Source organism: Gluconacetobacter tumulicola (assembly GCF_014174215.1).
In the GTDB taxonomy this organism is placed as follows: domain Bacteria; phylum Pseudomonadota; class Alphaproteobacteria; order Acetobacterales; family Acetobacteraceae; genus Gluconacetobacter; species Gluconacetobacter tumulicola.
On record NZ_JABEQL010000045.1, the window covers coordinates 1 to 19,466 of the forward strand.

A 19,466-nucleotide genomic window follows, 5' to 3' on the forward strand; every position below is an offset into this window, starting at 1 on the left:
CGAGCGGCGCACCCAGGATTACATCACCGGCCGGTTCGGCTGAGTTCGGCGGGCAGGGGGAGAAGCACCGTGGTCAAGGAACAGGCGCACACCGTCAGCAGCTACGAGCAGGAACTGGACCAGGTCCGAGGCATGCTGGTTCGCATGGGTGGAATCGTCGAAAGCCAGATGGCGATGGCGATGGCTGCGATCGTCGACCGCGACGAGGATGCGGCGATGGAGGCATCGGAGCGTGATCCGCAGGTGGACGAGCTGGAGCGTGAGGTCGAAACCCTGTCGATCCGTCTGCTGGCGCTGCGGGCGCCGATGGCGGGCGATCTGCGCGAGATCGTGGCGGCGATGAAGATTTCGGGCGACCTGGAACGGATCGGCGATTGCGCCGCCAGCATCGCGCGCCGCACCCTGCGGCTGGATGCCGGGGACGCGCGCCTGTCGCCGGGTGGGCTGCGCACCATGGGCCGGCTGGTGCAGGAGAATCTGCGCCGGGCGATCGACGCCATGAGCCAGCAGGACAGCGAGCGCGCGGTCGAGGTCTGGCAGTCGGACGCGGCGGTGGACGAGCTGTATACCGCCATGTTCCGCGAGCTGGTGACCTACATGATGGAGGACCCGCGCACGATCCGCTCCTGCACCCATCTGCTGTTCATCGCCAAGAACCTGGAGCGGATCGGCGACCACGCCACCAATATCGCCGAACGTGTTTATTTTGCCGCCACGGGTGAGCAGCTGCCGGTTGTAAGGCCGCGTGGCCTGCCAGTGGTATAACGGAATCGAAGTGATGTCGGGTACGATGACGGATACGGGTGACGCAGCAGGCGGCGCGCGTCGGGCATATGTTCTGGTGGTCGAGGATGACGACGCGCTGCTGATGCTGGTGCGGTACAATCTGGAAAAACTGGGATACGAGGTCGGCGTGGCCGAGGACGGCAACCAGGCGCTGGCGCGTGTCGCGGAGCGCCGGCCCGACCTGATGATCCTGGACTGGATGCTGCCCGGCCTCTCGGGGCTGGATGTGTGTCGGCGCCTGCGCGAGCAGGAGGCGACCCGCGCGCTGCCGATCCTGATGCTGACCGCCCGGGCCGGCGAGGTGGACAATATTCGCGGGCTGGATGTCGGTGCCGACGATTATGTGGTCAAACCCGTCAGCATCGAGGCGTTGCAGGCGCGTATCCGCGCGCTGCTGCGCCGGGCACCGCCGATGGAGCAGGTTCTGCGTTTTGCCGATGTCACGATGGACACGGTGGCCCATCGGGCCGAACGCAACGGGCGCGCGTTGGCGCTGGGCCCCACGGAATACAGGATCCTGGAGTTTTTCCTGCGCAATCCGCGTCAGGTGTTCTCACGCGAGGATCTGTTGCAGCGGGTGTGGGAACGCGGGGTGCATGTGGAACTGCGAACGGTCGACGTGCATATCAGGCGTCTGCGCCTGATCCTGAACGGGCCGGGCGAGGGCGACATCGTCCGGACTGTCCGGGCCGCCGGCTATGCGCTGGATGACCCGCGCCCCTGATTGCGGGGCCTGCGCGCATGCCGGGCCGGGAGTTGAATCATGTCCGCAATAGCGGCCGAGAATATCGTGGCGGCCCTGGGGGTGCTGGGGGCGGGGGCGATGGGGTGGCGCATGATCGCCAGCCGGCGCGCCGCCACCATGTCCGTGGCCGGAGGGGATTCCGTCCATGCGGCTCCGCCATCGGCCGATGCCCTGTCGCGCATGATCGAGACGCTGGACCTGGTGCCGGCGGCCGTTCTGGTGCTGGATGCCGGGGGGCGTATCCTGCATGCCGGGCCTGGCGCATGGGAACTGTTCGGCGACAGCCTGGGTGCGATCGTGCGGCATCCGGCACCGCTGTCCGCCGTGCTGGGGTTGCGGGACGGCGACCGGGCCGAAGTGGATATGATGCTGGATGTGCCGATCCGACGTGCGGTGCGCGGGCAGTTCCGCCGGATCAGCATCGGGCCGGGGCAGTCGGTGGTGCTGGCCACCCTGCAGGACGGGAGTGAGCGCGACGCGCTGGAGCGCATGCGGACCGATTTCGTGGCCTATGCCAGCCATGAGCTGCGCACGCCGCTGGCGGCGCTGACGGGTTTTATCGAGACGCTGCGTGGGCCGGCTGCCGACGATCCGTCGGCGCAGCAGCGCTTTCTTGAAGTCATGGCCGGGCAGGCGGGCCGGATGCAGCGCCTGCTGGACCGGCTGCTGATGCTGTCGCGGGTGCAGATGATCGAGCACCGCAAGCCGCGCGGCATGGTCAGCCCCGCCGCCATCGTCTCGCGCGTGCGCGACGAGGCCATGCCCCTGCTGGAAGGCGGGCCCGCCAGCCTGACTGTCGACCTGCCCGCCGGCCTGCCGGATTTTGCCGGCGATGCCGACCAGGTGGTCCAGGTACTGCTGAACCTGATCGAGAACGCGATCAAATACGGATCGGACGAGCATGATCGCGCGGTGACGATCGGCCTGCGCGTGCGCCAGACGGTGCCGGCTGCGCTGATGGGTGTGGTGGGGGCGGGCAAGGTGCATGGCGTGGGGGCGGGGGAGGGTGGAGTCCGGCAGGGGGTGGCCTTTACCGTGACCGATAATGGGCCGGGGATCGAGGCGCGCCACCTGCCGCGCCTGACGGAGCGTTTCTACCGCGTCGAAGGAAGCTCTGCCCGGCGGACCGGGACCGGCCTGGGGCTGGCGATCGTCAAGCATATCATCGACCGGCATGACGGGCGGCTAACGGTCGAAAGCCGGGTGGGGAAGGGGACGGCGTTTACCGTATGGTTTCCGTTCGGGGATACCGTGTCTTTGAAACGTCATGAAACTGTCATAGACACATCATGCCCTCAGCCGGCTGATCCGGGCTAGGAGGGGGCACCCGGGACAGGTGTGCCATACGCTTGGTCGCTGTCGGCCCGGTCTGTCTGTCATGTTCGTCCAGGAACGGAACCCGATGCGTCGTCCTGTCAAATTCCTTGCTGCGCTTATGCTCGCGGCTGGTCCGGCTGCCCTCTCCGTTGCGCATGCCGCCGACATCACCGGAGCCGGCTCCAGCTTTGCGGCCCCGATCTACGAAGCCTGGGGTGCGGCCGCCAAGCATGCGACCGGTGTCGCCGTGAACTACCAGAGCGTCGGTTCCAGCGCGGGCCAGAACCAGATCCTGGCCGGCACGGTCGATTTCGGTGCGTCGGACGCCCCGATGGATGCGGCCAAGCTGGAAAAAGGCTCGCTGTTCCAGTTTCCGACCGTGATGGGCGGTATCGTGCCGGTGGTGAATGTTCCGGGTGTGAACGCCAACGCGCTGCGCCTGACGGGCGACGTGCTGGCCGACATCTATGCGGGCACCATTTCCTCGTGGAACGACCCGAAGATCACGGCGCTGAACCCGGGCCTGAAGCTGCCGGACCTGCCCATCGCGACGGTTCATCGCGCGGACGGTTCGGGCACGACCTTCGTGTTCACCTCGTACCTGTCGCGTGAATCGCAGTCGTGGCACGATTCGGTCGGCGCCGGCAGCTCGATCGCCTGGCCGGGTGGCGTGGGCGCCCGCGGCAATGACGGCGTCGCGGCCTCGGTCCGCAACACCGAAGGCGGCATTGGCTATGTCGAATATGCCTATGCCAATCGCAACCACATGACGACGGTGCAACTGAAGGGCAAGGCCGGCGATTTCGTCACCGCCAACCTGGACAGCTTTGCCAAGGCCGCCAGCGCTGCCGACTGGAAGGGCGCGACCAATTTCGCGGTCGACCTGCTGGACACGCCGGGCCAGGGCGCGTGGCCGATCGTCTCCGCGACCTATGTGCTGGTGCCGAAGCCGCCGAAGGATGCGGACAAGGGTGCTGCGGTGCGCAAATTCTTCGGCTGGGCCTTTGACAATGGCGATTCGGCTGCCAGCCGCCTGGATTATGTCGTTCTGCCGGCTTCGGTGAAGGCGGCGGTGCGCGCCGCCTGGTAACGGGCGCGCTCCATCGGTGCGGAAAAGGCGGGGATCTCGGTCCCCGCCTTTTTTATTTGTTCGGTGTTGAAAATATTATCTTTTGTCCAGTTTTCTGTGGTCGGGTTGTAAATAATTCTGTCATATTTGACCGGGCCTATTTGGCATTTCTTGTTTCATCTCCGCTGTTGTGTGTATGCAACAGTGTGTAATGCCATTTATTTCAATGGTTTACAGCATTTTGTCATTGTTTTGTCATACAACAGTTATAAAATCATCACACCGAAAAAAGTCAGTGCAGTTTACGAAGCCGTCATCTTCTCCTTCGGAACGGATGATATGCGTCTGCGATCTTCTCTTTCTGCCTTGTTCTGCACCACGGCATTGCTGGGCACCGTCTCCATTATCCACCCGGCGTCGGCAGCCGACTCGCAGGACGCGCAGCTGCGTGAACTGCGCCGGGAAATGCTGGAGATGCGGAGCCAGATCAAGGCTCTGAAATCTCGCCTGAACGAGCCTGACACGAACACCCGGACCGCCCGGGTCGCCGCAGCGGCGCATCGTTCCGAAATGTCCAATCGCATGGCGCATGACATCAATATCGGCGAGCCCGTTCGCCCGAGCGTTGGCGTGCTGAATTCGAATGGCGCCGGAACGCCGCCGTCGGATCGCGCCGTGGTCGAGTCCTGGAGGGATTTTCAGGCTGCTACGAAGAGCGATGAAGAAGTTGCCGTCGGTGGCATGAAGATCGGTTTCCCCAACGGGCGCTTCACGGTCCAGTCGAAAGACGGTGAATATGCGCTGTCAATCGGTCTCGCCTTCCATGAGGATTTTGGCGGCTTCATCACCAACAATCCGCGTGGCAACGAGGCGAAGGGGGCATTCAACGCCTTCACGACCAACCAGCGCCGCCTGCGTATTCCCTTCATGTTCCGTTACAAGAACTGGGTTGCGGCCGTTACGCCCGATTTCGGCGCCAATCATAACGACGGCTATGTCGGCCTGTATGAAGGCAACCTGAACTATACCGGCCTGCGCAACACGGTGCTGACGGTTGGTTACTTCCAGCCGCGCGTGACCGAAGAGGACGCGGAAAGCTCCAACGACTTCATGACGCTCGAGCGTCCGAGCATTACCGATATGGTGCGTAACATCGCGGCCGGCGATGCGCGCTTCAGCGTTGGTGGCATGCATTACGAGAAGCGTTGGTGGATTGCCGGTTACTTCACCGGTCAGGAGTGGGGTCATCGTAACCCGTCCGACAACGGTGCCACCTATTATGGCGGTGGCAGCGGATCGGTCGTCGACAGCCAGACCGGCGGCGTGTTCCGCTTCGCCGGCCGGCCGATCGCGACGAAGGACTGGGACCTGCACATGGGTGTGTCGGCGATGTCGGCATTCAAGGTCCAGGGCACGGGTAGCCACAACCGCACGACGTCGTTCGGTCAGCGTCCGGAGTTCGATATCGGTGAAGGCAGCATGTCTGCCACCGGTACCATTCCGTTCGTCTCGCATGTCTGGGCAGCCGGTCCCGAGCTGGGCCTGCGTTGGCGCCGCCTGCTCGTGAAGGGCGAGTATTATCACGTCGGGATCGAGCGTTCGCAGGCGACCCTGCCGACGCTGAACTTCCAGGGCTGGTACGGTGCGGCTGCCTACACGATCTTCGGTACGCCGCGCATGTATAACTACAAGGAAGGTGCGTGGGGCGCGCCGGGCGTCAAGGCGACGGAAGAATTCGATCCGGCCCACAACCAGTGGGGCGCCCTGGAAGTCGTCGGTCATTACAGCGTGATCGACCTGAACGACAACGCGCATGATCCGTCGGCGCTCGCCTCCAGCAAGATGTATAACTATTACGGCGTGAATGGTGGCCAGCAGACGGTCTGGCAGGGGGGGCTGAACTGGTACCCGAACCGCCATTTCGCGATCAAGGCGGACTACAGCCACTTCATCGTGTCGCGTAGCCAGCAGGCGACGAATACGCTCGGCCGCACCGGTGACTCGGTCGAGGCCCGCGTGCAGGCGACGTTCTAAAAAGCGACCGGAAGGACATGTGCGCCGGCGTGCGCATGTCCTCCTGACCCTGCGGTTGCTGCAAAGGGCGTGCGGATTTCGGTCCGTGCGCCCTTTGTTTTTGCGGCGTCTTCTCTTCCGCCGCGCGACGAAGGCGCGTTTTTCAACCGCAGTTCAGGCGTTTTCGTTGGATGCGGCGTCCAGGGCCGTGCGGAATGCATCGGTCATCAGGCTGTTTTCGGCGTCCTTCTTGACGACGAAATGCAATTGGGTCGCCAGTGGGGGCAGGTCGGCGCATGATAGCTGGCGCAACTGTCCGTCGCGGACCATCGGGGCGGCGAAGGCGTCGGGCAGGAAGCCGAGATAGACGCCGGTCAGGATCAGCATCGCCCGGGAATCGATCGTTTCGGCCGAAGCGGAAAAGGTCAGGCGGCGGCGGATGGCGGGCCATTCGGATGCCGTGGCGGCGTCGGAGACGTCGATCAGGCGCTGCGCCTCCAGCATTGCCAGCGTCAATGGTCCCTCATGGTCGAACAGCGCGTGCCGCCGGCCGCAATACAGGTGCAGCGTTTCCGAGACCAGGATGCTGGCGCTGAGGGCCGGCTGGGCGTTGGGCATCAATGTCAGCGCCGCCGTCGCCCGCCCGTCCAGCAGAGCGTGTTCGATATCGGCCGCGGCGGCGGACGTCATGCTGATGAAGACCTGGGGATGCTGGCGGGCGAAGATCTCCAGGGCCCGGATGATACCGGTTTCGCCATAGACCAGCATGTTGTCGATGACGTAGAGCGCGAAGCGGCCGGAGAGTACGCCGCTGGCGATATTGATCCGGTCCCGGAAGCGGTCGATGTCGCGCAACAGGTCGTCGGTCGCGTCCAGGACCGCGCGGCCTTCCGGCGTCAGGGCGAAACCGCCGCGCCCCCGGCGGCACAGGCGGATGCGCAGGCGCTGTTCGAGGGACGAGATGTCGATGCTGATCGACGATTTGCTCTTGCCCAGCGCCAGTTCGGCGGCGGCGAACCCGCCGCGGGTCGCCACGGTGCGGAACACGCGCAGCAGGCGCAGATCGACTTCGGCCAACTGGCCGGAAAAGCCCTGGGGGGAGCGGGCCGGGGCAGGCCCGTGCCGGGGATCGGCCAAGGGAGCATCCTTCCTCTCTGCGGGGGAGGGTGCATATCATGGCCGGGCGGTGGAACGCCATTTCCGGGTCGGCCCGAACCCATCGGAACACAGGAAACGCGCGCCGGGTCGCGGCCAGCGCGCATGTCCCGCCGGGCTTTTCAGGATGCGACGGGGCGCGGGGGCACCGCGGCGTGGCCACCGTCCTGCATGATGTAGGCACGCATCTCGCGCGCCAAGGTCTCGGCCTCCTCCAGCCGCATTCTCACGATGTCGCCGATACTGACCAGGCCGACCAGATGGCCGCTGCCGTCGAGGATCGGCACATGGCGGGTGTGGCGGCGGGTCATCTTGCGGGCGACCGACTGGATGTCCTCGGAGCGGGTAGCGGTCGGGACCTCGCGCGTCATGATGTCCCGCGCGTTCAGGCGTTCGATATGCGCGCCGTGATGCGCCAGGGCATCGACGATCGAGCGTTCCGAGACCATGCCGGCGAGATGGCCGGCTGGGTCGACGACCGGTATCGCGCCGATGTGGCGTTCGACCAGCAGGCGGGCAATTGCCATGACGGGCTCATGCTCGCCGACGGTGATGACGGCGGGGCCCTTGTCGTTGAGGATATGCAGAACGGGGATGCTCATGGGGTGTTCCTCCCTTTGGCGTCCACGCTTCATGAGTGGCGTGGTTGCTGTGTGGTGACATGGGGTTTTCTGGCGCCCGGACAATGTCCCAGCTGGTCATGACGACGTGAAAGCGCGGACGCACGGGGTGTGGTGCTTCACGGCGGGGGGAAACGTCTCATATAAGGGGGGCGCGCCGGGACGCGGCGCATCGGGGCCAATCGGCCTCGCCCCGACCTGCCCTGTCCGGAAAGGCTTTATATATCATGCCCGCCTATCGTTCCCGCACCACGACGCATGGCCGCAACATGGCCGGGGCCCGCAGCCTGTGGCGCGCCACGGGCATGCAGGAATCCGATTTCGGCAAGCCGATCATCGCCATCGCCAATTCCTTCACCCAGTTCGTGCCGGGGCATGTGCATCTGAAGGATCTGGGCCAGCTCGTGGCGGGCGCGGTGGCCGAAGCGGGCGGAATCGGGCGGGAATTCAATACGATCGCGGTCGATGACGGCATCGCCATGGGGCATGGCGGCATGTTGTACAGCCTGCCCTCGCGTGAGCTGATCGCCGATGCGGTGGAATATATGTGCAACGCGCATTGCGCCGACGCGCTGGTGTGCATCAGCAATTGCGACAAGATCACCCCGGGTATGCTGATGGCCGCGATGCGGCTGAACATCCCTGTCATCTTCGTCTCGGGCGGCCCGATGGAGGCCGGTCGGGTGACGGAGGGCGGCATCGAGCGCCATGTAGACCTGGTGACGTCGATGGTCTCGGCCGCCGATCCGCGCGTCAGCGATGCCGAGTCCGAATCGATCGAGCGGTCGGCCTGTCCGACCTGCGGATCGTGTTCGGGCATGTTCACCGCCAATTCGATGAACTGCCTGACCGAGGCGCTGGGCCTGGCCCTGCCGGGCAATGGCAGCCTGGTGGCGACCCATGCCGACCGGCGCGAGTTGTTCCTGGAGGCCGGGCGGCGGATCGTCGGGCTGGCCCGCCGCTGGTACGAGCAGGACGATGCCAGCGTGCTGCCGCGCGGCATCGCCACCATGGAGGCGTTCGAGAATGCGATGACGGTCGATATCGCCATGGGCGGGTCGACCAACACCGTGCTGCATCTTCTGGCCGCCGCCCATGAGGGGGAGGTGCCGTTCACCATGGCCGATATCGACCGCCTGTCGCGCCGGGTGCCGCATCTGTGCAAGGTCGCGCCGTCGAAGGCCGACGTGCATATGGAGGACGTGCATCACGCGGGTGGCATCTTCGCCATCATGGGCGAGTTGAACCGGTTGGGATTGCTGCATCGCGAGGTGTCGATGGTGCATGTGCCGTCGCTGGCGCAGGCGTTGGAGCAGTGGGACGTGACGGCGCCGGACGCGCCCGAGGGGGCGAAGACCCTGTTCCGCGCCGCCCCCGGCGGCGTGCGGACCACGCAGGCATTCTCGCAGGCCAGCCGGTATCACGCGCTGGATCTGGACCGGGCGGAGGGTGCGATCCGCGATGGCGCGCATGCCTTCAGCCAGGATGGCGGGCTGGCGGTGCTGTACGGCAACATCGCCGAGGACGGCGCGATCGTGAAGACGGCGGGTGTCGCGGCCGGCCTGCTGCGCTTCAAGGGGCCGGCACGGATCTTCGAGAGCCAGGACGATGCCGTGTCGGCCATCCTGGGCAATCGGATCGTGGCGGGTGACGTGGTGGTGATCCGCTATGAGGGGCCCAAGGGCGGCCCCGGCATGCAGGAGATGCTGTATCCGACCAGCTACCTGAAATCCAAGGGGCTGGCCGAGTCCTGCGCGCTGATCACCGACGGCCGGTTTTCGGGCGGCAGTTCGGGCCTGTCGATCGGCCATATCTCGCCCGAGGCGGCGGAGGGCGGTGCGATCGGCCTGCTGCGCGATGGCGATTTGATCGAGATCGACATCCCCGGACGGATTCTGCGCGTCGACCTGCCCGACGCCGAGCTGTCCGCGCGCCGGCTGCAGATGGAAGAGACGGGCGATGCCGCCTGGCAGCCCGACCGGACGCGCACCGTGTCGGTCGCGTTGCAGGCCTATGCGGCCCTGACCACCAGCGCCGCCCGGGGCGCGGTGCGCGATGTCGGGCAGCTTCGCCGCCGCGGCTGATACGGGTGGCGAGAGCAGCGTGCCGGGGAAACCCGGCCGCCGGCTCGTATTTATAGCGTAACGATGTCTATTTTATGTTACGTTGCGCAATAATTTGTCGGACAGTGATGAAGAGTTGGGCATAGAATCGCCCTTTCCCGGTGGTGACGCGGGCTTCATGAAATTTGTTTTCGGAACATGGACATCTTTTCATACATATTTTGAAATATATCTATGTATAGGCTGTTGAGAGACAGCGTCGCTCTTGCGGGCACGCGCGCACGGGGAGCCAGAGATGACCATCACGCCGCATAATCCCTGATCCGAACAGGAATAGTCCCGCGCCATGCGCGGTGACGAGGCCGGACCCAGCCCCGGTTGGCGGAAGGGCGTCGATATTCATTTCACATAAGAAATGATTTGGCGTACCCGTCTTCCGGACGCAGTTGTACGGCCTGTTTCCTCCTGATGCCGGTAAAAGCCCTGGACGGGGAAAAGTCACCTATGAATGCAATCGTCGTGACGGCCCTGCGACGGCCGTACACATTTGTCGTTCTGTCGATCCTGATTGTCTTGTTCGGCGTCATGTCCGCCCTCAAGACGCCGACAGACGTCTTTCCCAATATCAAGATTCCGGCGATCGCCGTGGTGTGGACCTATGCCGGTCTGCTGCCTGACGAATTCGCCGCCCGCGTCATGTACAATTACGAGCAGGGCGTGACCTCGACGGTCGAGGGAATCGAGCACATGGAGTCCGATTCCTATTACGGCCGTGGCATCGTGAAGATCTTCTTCCAGCCCGGAACGGATATCGGATCGGCCGAGGCGGATGTGACCGCGATCTCGCAGACGGTGCTGATGCAGTTGCCGGAGAAGATTCCGGCGCCGATGATCATGAAACTGGAAGCCTCGTCGGTTCCCGTCATCACGCTGGAACTGACCTCGCCGACCATGACGCCGTCGGACCTGTTCAAGCTGGCGCAGATCCGCATCCGTACCCTGTTGGTGACGGTGCCGGGTGCCATCGTGCCGCATCCCTATGGCGGCATGGACGCCTTCGTGATGTTCGCGCTCGACCAGAAGCAGTTGCAGGCGCACCATCTGTCGGCGATGGATGTGCAGAACGTCCTGGACAAGCAGAACATCGTGCGCCCGGCCGGTGACCAGAAGATCGGTGCCACCGACTGGATGGTGGCGACCAATGCCCAGCCGCGCACGATGGAGGAACTGAGCAATATCCCTATCAAGCGTGTGGGCAATTCGGTCGTCTACATGCATGATCTGGGGCAGGTCTATCGCGGCGGCCATCCGCAGACCAACCTGGTGCTGGTCAAGGGCCGGCAGGCAGTCGTGATGGTGGTGATGAAGAGCGGCGAAGCCTCGACGCTCGACGTGGTGTCCGGTGTGAAGGCGCTGATGCCGCGCCTGGAGAAGGTGATCCCGGCGACCGCGCATCTCTCGATCCTGAACGATGCCTCCGGTTTCGTGAAGGATTCGATTACGGACGTGCTGCGCGAGATGGTGACGGCGGCGTTCCTGACCGGTCTGGTGGTGCTGCTGTTCCTGGGCTCGTGGCGCTCGACGGTGATTATCGCCACCTCGATCCCGCTGGCGATCCTGTGTGCGGTCATCGGGCTGGGCTGGGCTGGGCAGACGATCAACGTCATGACGCTCGGCGGTCTGGCGCTGGCGGTCGGCATCCTGGTCGACGACGCCACCGTGATGATCGAGAACATCGATACCCATCTGGAGATGGGCAAGGAACTGGAGGTCGCGATCATCGACGCGGCCAACCAGATCGTGATCGCGACTTTCGTGTCCACCACCTGTATCTGCATCGTCTGGCTGCCGCTGTTCGAGCTGGGCGGTGTGGCCGGCTGGCTGTTCATGCCTATGGCCGAAGCCATCATCTTCGCGATGATCGCCTCCTTCATCCTGTCGCGCACCCTGGTGCCGACCATGGCGAAGTTCCTGCTGGCAGGGCAGACCCATGGCGCGCATGGGCATGATACGCATGAGGATCATCTGCAGGGCGGGAATATCTTCTCACGCTTTCAGCGCGGGTTCGAGCGCCGCTTTACGGCGTTCCGCGAGGCGTATGGCGCGTTCCTGGAGCGTGCCATTGCCAACCGGGGGCGGTTTGCCTCGATCTTCCTCGGGATTTCGGTCCTCTCCATGGGGCTGTATATGGTGGCCGGGCGCGATTTCTTCCCGGAAATCAAGTCCGACCAGTTGCAGATGCATATGCGCGCGCCGCTGGGTACCCGTATCGAAGTGGCCGGGCGGATTGCGACGCTGGTCAGCGACCGCATCCATGAATTGCTGCCCGGCAAGGTGGATGACGTGGTCAGCAATTGCGGTCTGGCCGAAGCGCCGCATAACCAGGCCTTCATTCCGACGCCCACCATCGGCACGCAGGATTGCGACCTGACGATTACGCTGACCGAGGCGGAAGCGCCGGTGTGGGATTACCGCGCCGTGCTGCGCAAGGGTCTTTCTGCCAGCTTCCCCGGCACGGTCTTTACCTTCCAGCCGGCGGACCTGACGGCGAAGATCCTCAATTTCGGTTCGCCTTCGCCGATCGATATCAAGATCACGGGACCGGAGCTGAACAAGAGCTACAAATATGCGGTCGAGCTGACGAACAGGCTGCGCCTCGTCCCCGGTGCCAGCGACGTGTCGCTGCAACAGACGATGAAGACGCCGACCCTGTTCGTGAAGGGGGACCGCACCTTCAGCCAGGCCACCGGCGTCGATGCCGCCGACCTAGCCGATAACGAGCTGATGACGCTGTCGGGCAGTTCGACCGTCGATCCGCAATATTGGTACGATCCGGTCTGGGGCGTGACCTTTCTGCTGAACACCTATGTGACGCAGAACCAGCTGACGCACTTCAACGACCTGCTGTCGATCCCGGTCGACAAGGGGGATGGCAATCCGACCGGCAAGGGCATGCAGCTGCTGGGCGCGGTCAGTACCATCAGCGCGACCGGAACGCCGGGCCAGGTCTCGCACTTCAACTCGATGCCGGCATTCGACATCTACGTGTCGGCCGAAGGCACCGATCTGGGGACCGTGCTGGCGGGTGTGAACAAGGTGATTGCCCAGACGGCGGCCGACGTGCCGCGTGGTGCCGCCGTGGATGTGGAAGGCCAGGCGACGACGATGCGCAGCGCCTATGCGCAGCTTGTCGGCGGGCTGGCGGTCTCGATCGTGCTGATCTACCTGCTGATCGTCGTCAACTTCCAGTCGTGGCTTGATCCGTTCATCATCATCTCGGCCCTGCCGGGGGCGCTGGCGGGCATCGCCTGGAGCCTGTTCCTGACGCATACGCACCTGTCGGTGCCCGCCCTGACCGGTGCCATCATGTGCATGGGCACGGCCACCGCCAACTCGATCCTGGTCGTGTCCTATGCCCGTGAGCGGCTGGAAATCCATGGCGATGCGCTGAAGGCGGCGTTGGAGGCCGGATATGGACGTATCCGCCCCGTGCTGATGACGGCCGCCGCGATGATCGTGGGCATGGTACCGATGTCGATCAGCAACTCGCAGAATGCGCCGCTGGGCAAGGCGGTGATCGGCGGGCTGATCGTGGCCACCATTTCCACGCTTCTGTTCGTCCCTTGTGTCTACGCGATTATCTACAACCGCTCGTCGAGCCGGAAGGAGACCGTCTGATGGCTTCCCTGTCACGCAATACCCTTCTGGCGACGGGAGCATGTGTCCTGGTCGCGCTGGTCAGCTATCAGGTGGTGACCCGCGTTCACGCGGTAAGCGAGCTGCGTGCGGAAACGCTGCGCAACGCGCTGCCCGACGTCGCGGTGATCCAGGCGAAGCCTTCGCCGAAGACCGTGACCCTGACCCTGCCGGGGAATATCGACGCCTGGTATCAGGCGCCGCTCTTCCCGCAGGCCTCGGGCTACCTGAAGATGTGGTACAAGGATTACGGCGCCGAGGTGAAGACTGGCGACGTGCTCGCGGAGATCAACGCCCCCAGCCTGGATGCGCAATACGCCCAGGCCAAGGCTGATCTGGCGGAGGCGCAGGCCAAGTACAACCTGGCCGTGGTCAGCGCCAATCGCTGGCGCGCGATGGGCAAGTCGCAGGCGGTGTCGGGCCAGTCGGTCTCGGTCGCCGATGCGAACGAGAAGGCCGGGCTGGCGCAGATGCAGGCGGCCGAGCACAAGGTGGATCAGTTCACGGCGCTGGAGCGTTTCAAGACCATCGTGGCGCCGTTCGACGGCGTGGTGACATCGCGCGATATCAATGTGGGCGACTATGTGAGCAGCGGGGCGGGGGAGCATGGCAGCAATGGCGACGCCAGCCAGCTTTTCACCGTATCGGACATGCACAAGATGCGCCTGTTCGTGTCGGTGCCTGAGACGTTCTCCTATATTCTCAGGCCCGGCATGACGGCGGAAGTCAGCGTGCCGCAGTTCGCGAACCGGACCTTCAAGGCAGACTTCCTGACCATCGCGCGGGGATATGACCCCAACACCCGCACGGCGATCACGGAATTCACCATCGAGAACGACAAGCATGAGCTGTGGCCGGGCACGTTCGCGTCGGTGAAGATGACGGCGCCGTCGACGCCGGGTGTGTTCCAGATCCCGACCGCTGCCCTGGTGTTCGAGGAGAAGGGCATGCAGGTCGCGGTGCTGGATGCCAATGATGTGGTGCATTATCACGACATCGAAGTGGGGCGCATGGCAGATGCCGAGACCGACGTGACGTCGGGGGTTTCGCCCACCGACCGGATCATCAACAACCCGCCGGCGGACCTGCTGGAAGGCCAGAAGGTGCATGTCGTCCAGCCGGCCAAGGGCTATGACGAAGAAGCCGAGGAAATCGAGGGATGATCATGCGGTCATTGCGCCGGACCATGATGTCCGGCGGGGCGATGCTGTCGCTGGCGGCGCTGTCCGCCTGCGATCTGGCGCCCGCCTATCATCCCCCGACTTACGTCGTGCCCGCAAGCTGGCATGGTCAGGGGGTGTTTGCGACCGCGACGCCGGCGGATACGCAACTGCCGTCGCACTGGTGGACGCTGCTGCATGATCCGCAGCTCGACGCGCTGGAGGACAAGGCCGTTGCCGTGAACGCGGATTTGCAGGCGGCGGCCGAGCGTTTTGTCGAGGCTCGGGCCATGGTCATGAGCGCGCGGGCCGACCTGCTGCCGCATTTCGGTCTGGCTTTCGGCGCGTCGGACAACAAGCAGTCGGCCGACCGGCTGTTCCGCTACAAGGGCGCGCTGACCCAGACCGACGAATTCTATGGCGGCCTGGCGTCGTGGGAGCCGGATTTCTGGTCGGAGATCCGCAACCAGGTGCGCATGGCGAAATTCTCCGCCCAGGAGAAGGCGGCGGATTATGCCGGTGCGCGGTTGAGTTTGCAGGCGGAGCTGGCCAGCGATTATGTCGCCCTGCGCGGGTATGACGCGCAGGATGCGATCTATCGCAAATCCATCGCCTATTACGAACAGGCGTTGAAAGTCACCCAGACGCAGCTTGCCAATCAGGCCGCGCCGCGCCTGGACCTGGCCCGTGCGCAGAACCGCCTGTATGTGACCCAGGCGGCCGAACTGGACATCCAGGCCGAGCGTGAAGTGACCGAGCATGCGATCGCGGTACTGACCAACAGCGCGCCGTCCGGTTTCCATATCGCGCCAACCGACCGGCTGGCGTTCGTGCGGGTGGCCATTCCGGTCGGCGTGCCGTCGGACCTGTTGCAGCGGCGGCCGGACGTGGCATCGGCGGAACGCGAGATGGCGCAGGCCAACCGGGCCATCGGGGTGTCGCGGGCGGCGTTCTATCCGCATGTCTCGCTCAATGCCAATGGCGGGTTCGATGCCAATGGCTTCGACCTGGCCAATCTGGCGAACAGCATGTGGTCCTATGGCGCGTCGGCCTCAATGCCGATCTTCGAAGGTGGGTTGCGTCGTGCGGCGTTGCAGGCATCCTGGGCCAGCTACCGGGAAACGCGCGATCGCTACCGGTCTTCGGTGCTGAGGGCGTTCCGCGAGGTGGAGGACGGATTGTCGCGTACCGACCGTCTGTGGGCCGAAAATGGCCGGCTGAAAGCGGCGACATCGGCTGCACTGGACATGCAGAACATGACCATGACCCTGTACAAGGGGGGGGTGTCGCCTTATCTGGACGCGATCGTCGCCCAGGAAGCCGCGCTGGAAGCCCAGATTTCGCAGGTGCAGGTCGAAACCCGCTATTTCCAGGCGGAAATCGGGCTGATCCGTTCGCTGGGCGGCGGGTGGAGCGACAAGCTGCTGCCGACGCCGGACCAGACGATGACGTTCTCGGTCCTGCAATATGACGGGCTGCATCATCCCGATCCGGCGGGGGGGATCGACAGCGTGCGGGACGAGGGACCGTTCGACAATCTGGCCGGATCGGCCGTGGCACCCGGAATCGGGACGGCGCCGGTCCCGACTAGCCATTAGCAAGGACCGGGCATCAGCAACCGGTCGCCGTCCGGCGCGGGTCAAACAGGAAAAGGCGGGGCGAATTCATCGCCCCGCCTTTTTCGTGTTCGTGCTGAGCGCCCGTGCCAGTTTTTCGAACAATGGCGTGCGCGGGTCGGTGGTGCGCCACCACAGCCCGATGGTCCGGCCGATGTCGGGCGATGCGAACGGGATGGCGCGGGAGAAGCCGCGTGCGTCGGTGGCGGTATCGACCGCCAGTGCGGGCATGACGGCGATTCCCTCGCCGGCGTCGACCATGTAGCGCAGCATCTCCACGCTGGTCGCGATCGGGCCGTCCAGATCGGCCTGGGGCGGGGCCGGGCTGCAGAGCGACACGGTCTGGTCGCGCAGGCAATGACCCGGATCGAGCAGGATCAGGTCGGCATGGTCGAGGTCGGTGGAAGACAGCGCGGATTTTGCGGCCAGCGGGTGGGTCCGGGGGGCCAGGACGCGAAACGGTTCGAAGAAGAGGGGGGCGGAGGTGATGCCGGCCTCCGGTACGGGCAATGCCGCGATGGCGATATCCAGCGTGTAATCGAGCAATCGCCGGCTCAGTTCGGCGGTCCGGTCCTCGGTCAGGCGCAGTGCGATGTCCGGGTGGGATGTGCGAAGCCGCCTCAGCAGGGCGGGCATGTAATAGGGGGCCAGCGTGGGGATGATGCCCAGCGCCAGGGTGCCGGTCAGGTCGTGTCCGGTGCCGTGTGCCTGTTCCATCAGGACATGCGCGTCGCGGACGATGCGTGCGATGAGGGGGATCAGGGCCGCGCCGCGCGCGGTCGGGCGTGTGCCCCGGCGCCCGCGTTCGAAGAGCGTGCAGCCCAGCAGGGCCTCGACCTTGCGGATCTGCTCGCTCAGGCCCGGCTGGCTGACGCCGCAGATCTGCGCGGCCCGGCCGAAATGGCCGGTGCGGCCGACCGCCAGGACATAATCCAGATCGCGCAAAGTGAGGCCGGCGAGAGAGTGGAGAGGAGGGGGAATCATACGATCGGTATGCCCTATCGCCAGGATAAAAAGAATCGATTTTATCTATCTATCGGAGGCTGGTACGCACGGTCCTGCATCATTTCCGGAAAGGGAAACGCCATGTCCGACCAGATTGTCCGCCCCGCCCTGACGACCAGCGCCGGTGCGCCCGTGCCTGACAACCAGAACAGCAAGAGCGCCGGTCGTCGCGGGCCGCTGCTGCTGGAGAATTACCAGTTGCTGGAAAAGCTGGCGCACCAGAACCGCGAGCGCATTCCCGAGCGGGTGGTCCATGCGAAAGGTTCGGGCGCATACGGCACCTTTACCGTTACGGGGGATGTCGCGCGCTATACGCGCGCCGCGATTTTTGGCGAAATCGGCAGGACGACGGAGGTCCTGGCCCGTTTTTCGACCGTCGCGGGCGAGCGGGGGGCGGCGGATGCCGAGCGGGACGTGCGGGGCTTCGCGCTGAAATTCTATACCGGCGAAGGCAACTGGGACCTGGTGGGCAACAACACGCCGGTCTTCTTCATCCGTGACCCGATGAAATTTCCCGATTTCATTCACACGCAGAAGCGCCACCCGCGCACCAACATGCGTTCGGCGACCGCCATGTGGGATTTCTGGTCATTGAGTCCGGAAAGCCTGCATCAGGTTGCGATCCTGTTCTCGGATCGCGGATTGCCGCGCGGGTTCCGCTTCATGGATGGGTTCGGCAGCCATACCTATTCGTTCTGGAACGACGAGGGCGAGCGGTTCTGGGTCAAGTTCCACTTCAAGACCCATCAGGGCCATCGCCACTGGACCAACGGCGAGGCTGCGGATATTGTCGGGCAGGACAGGGAGAGTTCGCAGCGCGACCTGTATGACGCCATCGAGGCAGGTGATTTCCCGCGCTGGACGCTGTCGGTGCAGATCATGCCGGAGGCGGATGCCGCGCGGCAATCCTTCGACCCGTTCGATCTGACCAAGGTCTGGCCGCACGGGGATTTTCCGCTGATCGAGGTGGGCGTGCTGGAACTGAACCGCAACCCGGCGCATTATTTCGCGGAAATCGAGCAGGCGTCGTTCTCGCCGTCGAATATCGTGCCCGGAATCGGCTATTCGCCCGACAAGGTCCTGCAGGCGCGGCTGTTCGCCTATGCCGACGCCCATCGCTATCGCGTCGGCACGCATTATGAAAGCCTGCCGGTCAACCGGCCGAAATGTCCGGTTCGCACCTATCATGCCGACGGGGCCATGCGCTTCGACGCGCCGCAGGGCACGGATGCGTATTACGAGCCGAACTCCTTCGGCGGCCCGGTGGAAGACCCGCGCGCGAAGGAGCCGCCGCTGCGGCTGGAGGGCGAGGCGGGGTATTACGACCATCGCGTGGACAATGACGATTACAGCCAGCCCGCCGCCCTGTTCCGCCTGTTCGATGAGGGGCAGAGGCAGCGTTTCTTCGGGAATATCGCGGCTGCCATGCAGGGGGTCCCCGGTGAAATCGTCGAACGCCAGCTGGCGCATTTCGCCAAGGCCGATCCGGCGTGGGCGGAGGGCGTGCGCCGGGCGCTGGAGCGCGCGGCCGGATAGGCACCGTTCCCGGCCGGGGCGGCGCCCCGGCCAGCCCGGTCAGGCGGCGGAGAAGGCGGCGGCGGTGACGGTCTGGAACGGGGTGAATCCCAATGACCCGTAAAGTGCGATCGCGCCGGTATTGGTTGCGTAGCAATGCAGGAAGGGAATGCCTCCCCGCCCCAGAATGCGTGCCGCCACCTCCCGCATCAGCAAGCCGGCATAGCCGCGTCCGCGATGGTCGGGATGGGTGCAGACGCCGCTGACCTCGACATACGCTTCGGGTTGCATGCGCTCACCGGCCATGGCGACCAGGCGGCCCTGGTCCCGGATACCGATGAAATGGCCCAGCGCATGGGTATGGGCGCGAAAGGGGCCGGGCTGTGTCAATGTTGCCAGCGCCAGCATCTCTGCCGCGTCGTCGGCACCCAGTTCCACGATATCGAAGCGGATAGGGGCGGTCGTGACCGTATGGGCGACCATCTGCACGCAATCCGCCTGCTTGAGCATGATCAGGCCGGGTATGCGCCGAGGCGGATTTCTTTCCAGCAGCCAGATCTCGTCCTTCGCCGCCAGCATGGCCAGATCATGGAGTGCTAGGCCCTGTTAGATCTTGATCCAATCTGCGGCGGCTGCGAGGTGAAGGATAGCGAGGAACGAGGTGGCGGTCTTTTCGTATCGGGTTGCGACGGCGCGCCATTCCTTC

Annotated in this window: 14 protein-coding genes and 1 pseudogene; 10 read left to right on the forward strand and 5 right to left on the reverse strand. The window is 64.6% G+C overall.

From position 1 onward, the window contains the following. Positions 1–69: 69 nt before the first annotated feature. From phoU to HLH29_RS18695, 5 genes are all read left to right on the forward strand, one after another. Positions 70–765, forward strand: a complete 696-nt coding sequence (phoU, locus tag HLH29_RS18675; protein ID WP_182968881.1) for a phosphate signaling complex protein PhoU — start codon at positions 70–72, stop codon at positions 763–765. Between the two features lie 13 nt (positions 766–778). After that, a complete protein-coding gene (gene phoB, locus HLH29_RS18680) occupies positions 779–1,510 on the forward strand; it encodes a phosphate regulon transcriptional regulator PhoB (protein WP_246374470.1) in 732 nt (243 codons plus the stop codon). A 39-nt stretch (positions 1,511–1,549) separates the two neighbouring features. Then, complete coding sequence (locus HLH29_RS18685) at positions 1,550–2,848, forward strand: ATP-binding protein (protein WP_182968882.1); 1,299 nt, start codon at positions 1,550–1,552, stop codon at positions 2,846–2,848. Between the two features lie 85 nt (positions 2,849–2,933). Further along, positions 2,934–3,938: a phosphate ABC transporter substrate-binding protein PstS gene (gene pstS, locus HLH29_RS18690; protein WP_182968883.1), complete on the forward strand. Its 1,005-nt coding sequence runs from the start codon at positions 2,934–2,936 to the stop codon at positions 3,936–3,938. Positions 3,939–4,256: 318 nt separating this feature from the next. After that, entirely contained in the window at positions 4,257–5,951 is a 1,695-nt protein-coding gene (locus HLH29_RS18695; protein ID WP_182968894.1) for an OprO/OprP family phosphate-selective porin, read from the forward strand. 153 nt (positions 5,952–6,104) lie between these two features. Here the strand turns inward: HLH29_RS18695 and HLH29_RS18700 are convergent, their stop codons facing one another. Together HLH29_RS18700 and HLH29_RS18705 are read right to left on the reverse strand one after the other, a co-directional pair. Then, complete coding sequence (locus HLH29_RS18700) at positions 6,105–7,067, reverse strand: LysR family transcriptional regulator (RefSeq protein ID WP_182968884.1); 963 nt, start codon at positions 7,065–7,067, stop codon at positions 6,105–6,107. A gap of 140 nt (positions 7,068–7,207) precedes the next feature. Further along, positions 7,208–7,687 carry a CBS domain-containing protein gene (locus HLH29_RS18705; RefSeq protein ID WP_182968885.1) on the reverse strand — a complete coding sequence of 160 codons (480 nt, stop codon included), beginning with the start codon at positions 7,685–7,687 and terminating at the stop codon, positions 7,208–7,210. A gap of 245 nt (positions 7,688–7,932) precedes the next feature. On the opposite strand from HLH29_RS18705, the gene ilvD reads away from it, so the two are divergent. From ilvD to HLH29_RS18725, 4 genes are all read left to right on the forward strand, one after another. Then, on the forward strand, positions 7,933–9,789 hold the full coding sequence (ilvD, locus tag HLH29_RS18710) for a dihydroxy-acid dehydratase (RefSeq protein ID WP_182968886.1): 1,857 nt from the start codon (positions 7,933–7,935) through the stop codon (positions 9,787–9,789). Between the two features lie 483 nt (positions 9,790–10,272). Further along, positions 10,273–13,446, forward strand: coding sequence for an efflux RND transporter permease subunit (locus HLH29_RS18715; protein WP_182968887.1), 3,174 nt, complete (start codon positions 10,273–10,275; stop codon positions 13,444–13,446). Then, positions 13,446–14,627 (forward strand): efflux RND transporter periplasmic adaptor subunit, encoded by a 1,182-nt coding sequence (locus HLH29_RS18720; RefSeq protein ID WP_182968888.1) that lies wholly within the window; start codon positions 13,446–13,448, stop codon positions 14,625–14,627. Before HLH29_RS18715 ends, HLH29_RS18720 begins: the two co-directional genes overlap by 1 nt. Next, on the forward strand, positions 14,624–16,222 hold the full coding sequence (locus HLH29_RS18725) for an efflux transporter outer membrane subunit (protein WP_182968889.1): 1,599 nt from the start codon (positions 14,624–14,626) through the stop codon (positions 16,220–16,222). The genes HLH29_RS18720 and HLH29_RS18725 overlap by 4 nt, the downstream gene beginning before the upstream one ends. A 66-nt stretch (positions 16,223–16,288) precedes the next feature. Here the strand turns inward: HLH29_RS18725 and HLH29_RS18730 are convergent, their stop codons facing one another. Continuing rightward, positions 16,289–17,224, reverse strand: a complete 936-nt coding sequence (locus HLH29_RS18730; protein ID WP_182968890.1) for a hydrogen peroxide-inducible genes activator — start codon at positions 17,222–17,224, stop codon at positions 16,289–16,291. 102 nt (positions 17,225–17,326) lie between these two features. On the opposite strand from HLH29_RS18730, the gene HLH29_RS18735 reads away from it, so the two are divergent. Next, positions 17,327–18,781: a catalase gene (locus HLH29_RS18735; protein WP_182968891.1), complete on the forward strand. Its 1,455-nt coding sequence runs from the start codon at positions 17,327–17,329 to the stop codon at positions 18,779–18,781. A gap of 39 nt (positions 18,782–18,820) precedes the next feature. Here the strand turns inward: HLH29_RS18735 and HLH29_RS18740 are convergent, their stop codons facing one another. Then, the gene (locus HLH29_RS18740) at positions 18,821–19,339 is read right to left on the reverse strand and encodes a GNAT family N-acetyltransferase (RefSeq protein WP_182968892.1); all 519 of its coding nucleotides are present in this window, start codon (positions 19,337–19,339) and stop codon (positions 18,821–18,823) included. Positions 19,340–19,366: 27 nt separating this feature from the next. Beyond that, positions 19,367–19,466: pseudogene (locus tag HLH29_RS18745) on the reverse strand (IS5-like element ISMex42 family transposase); the annotation flags it as partial.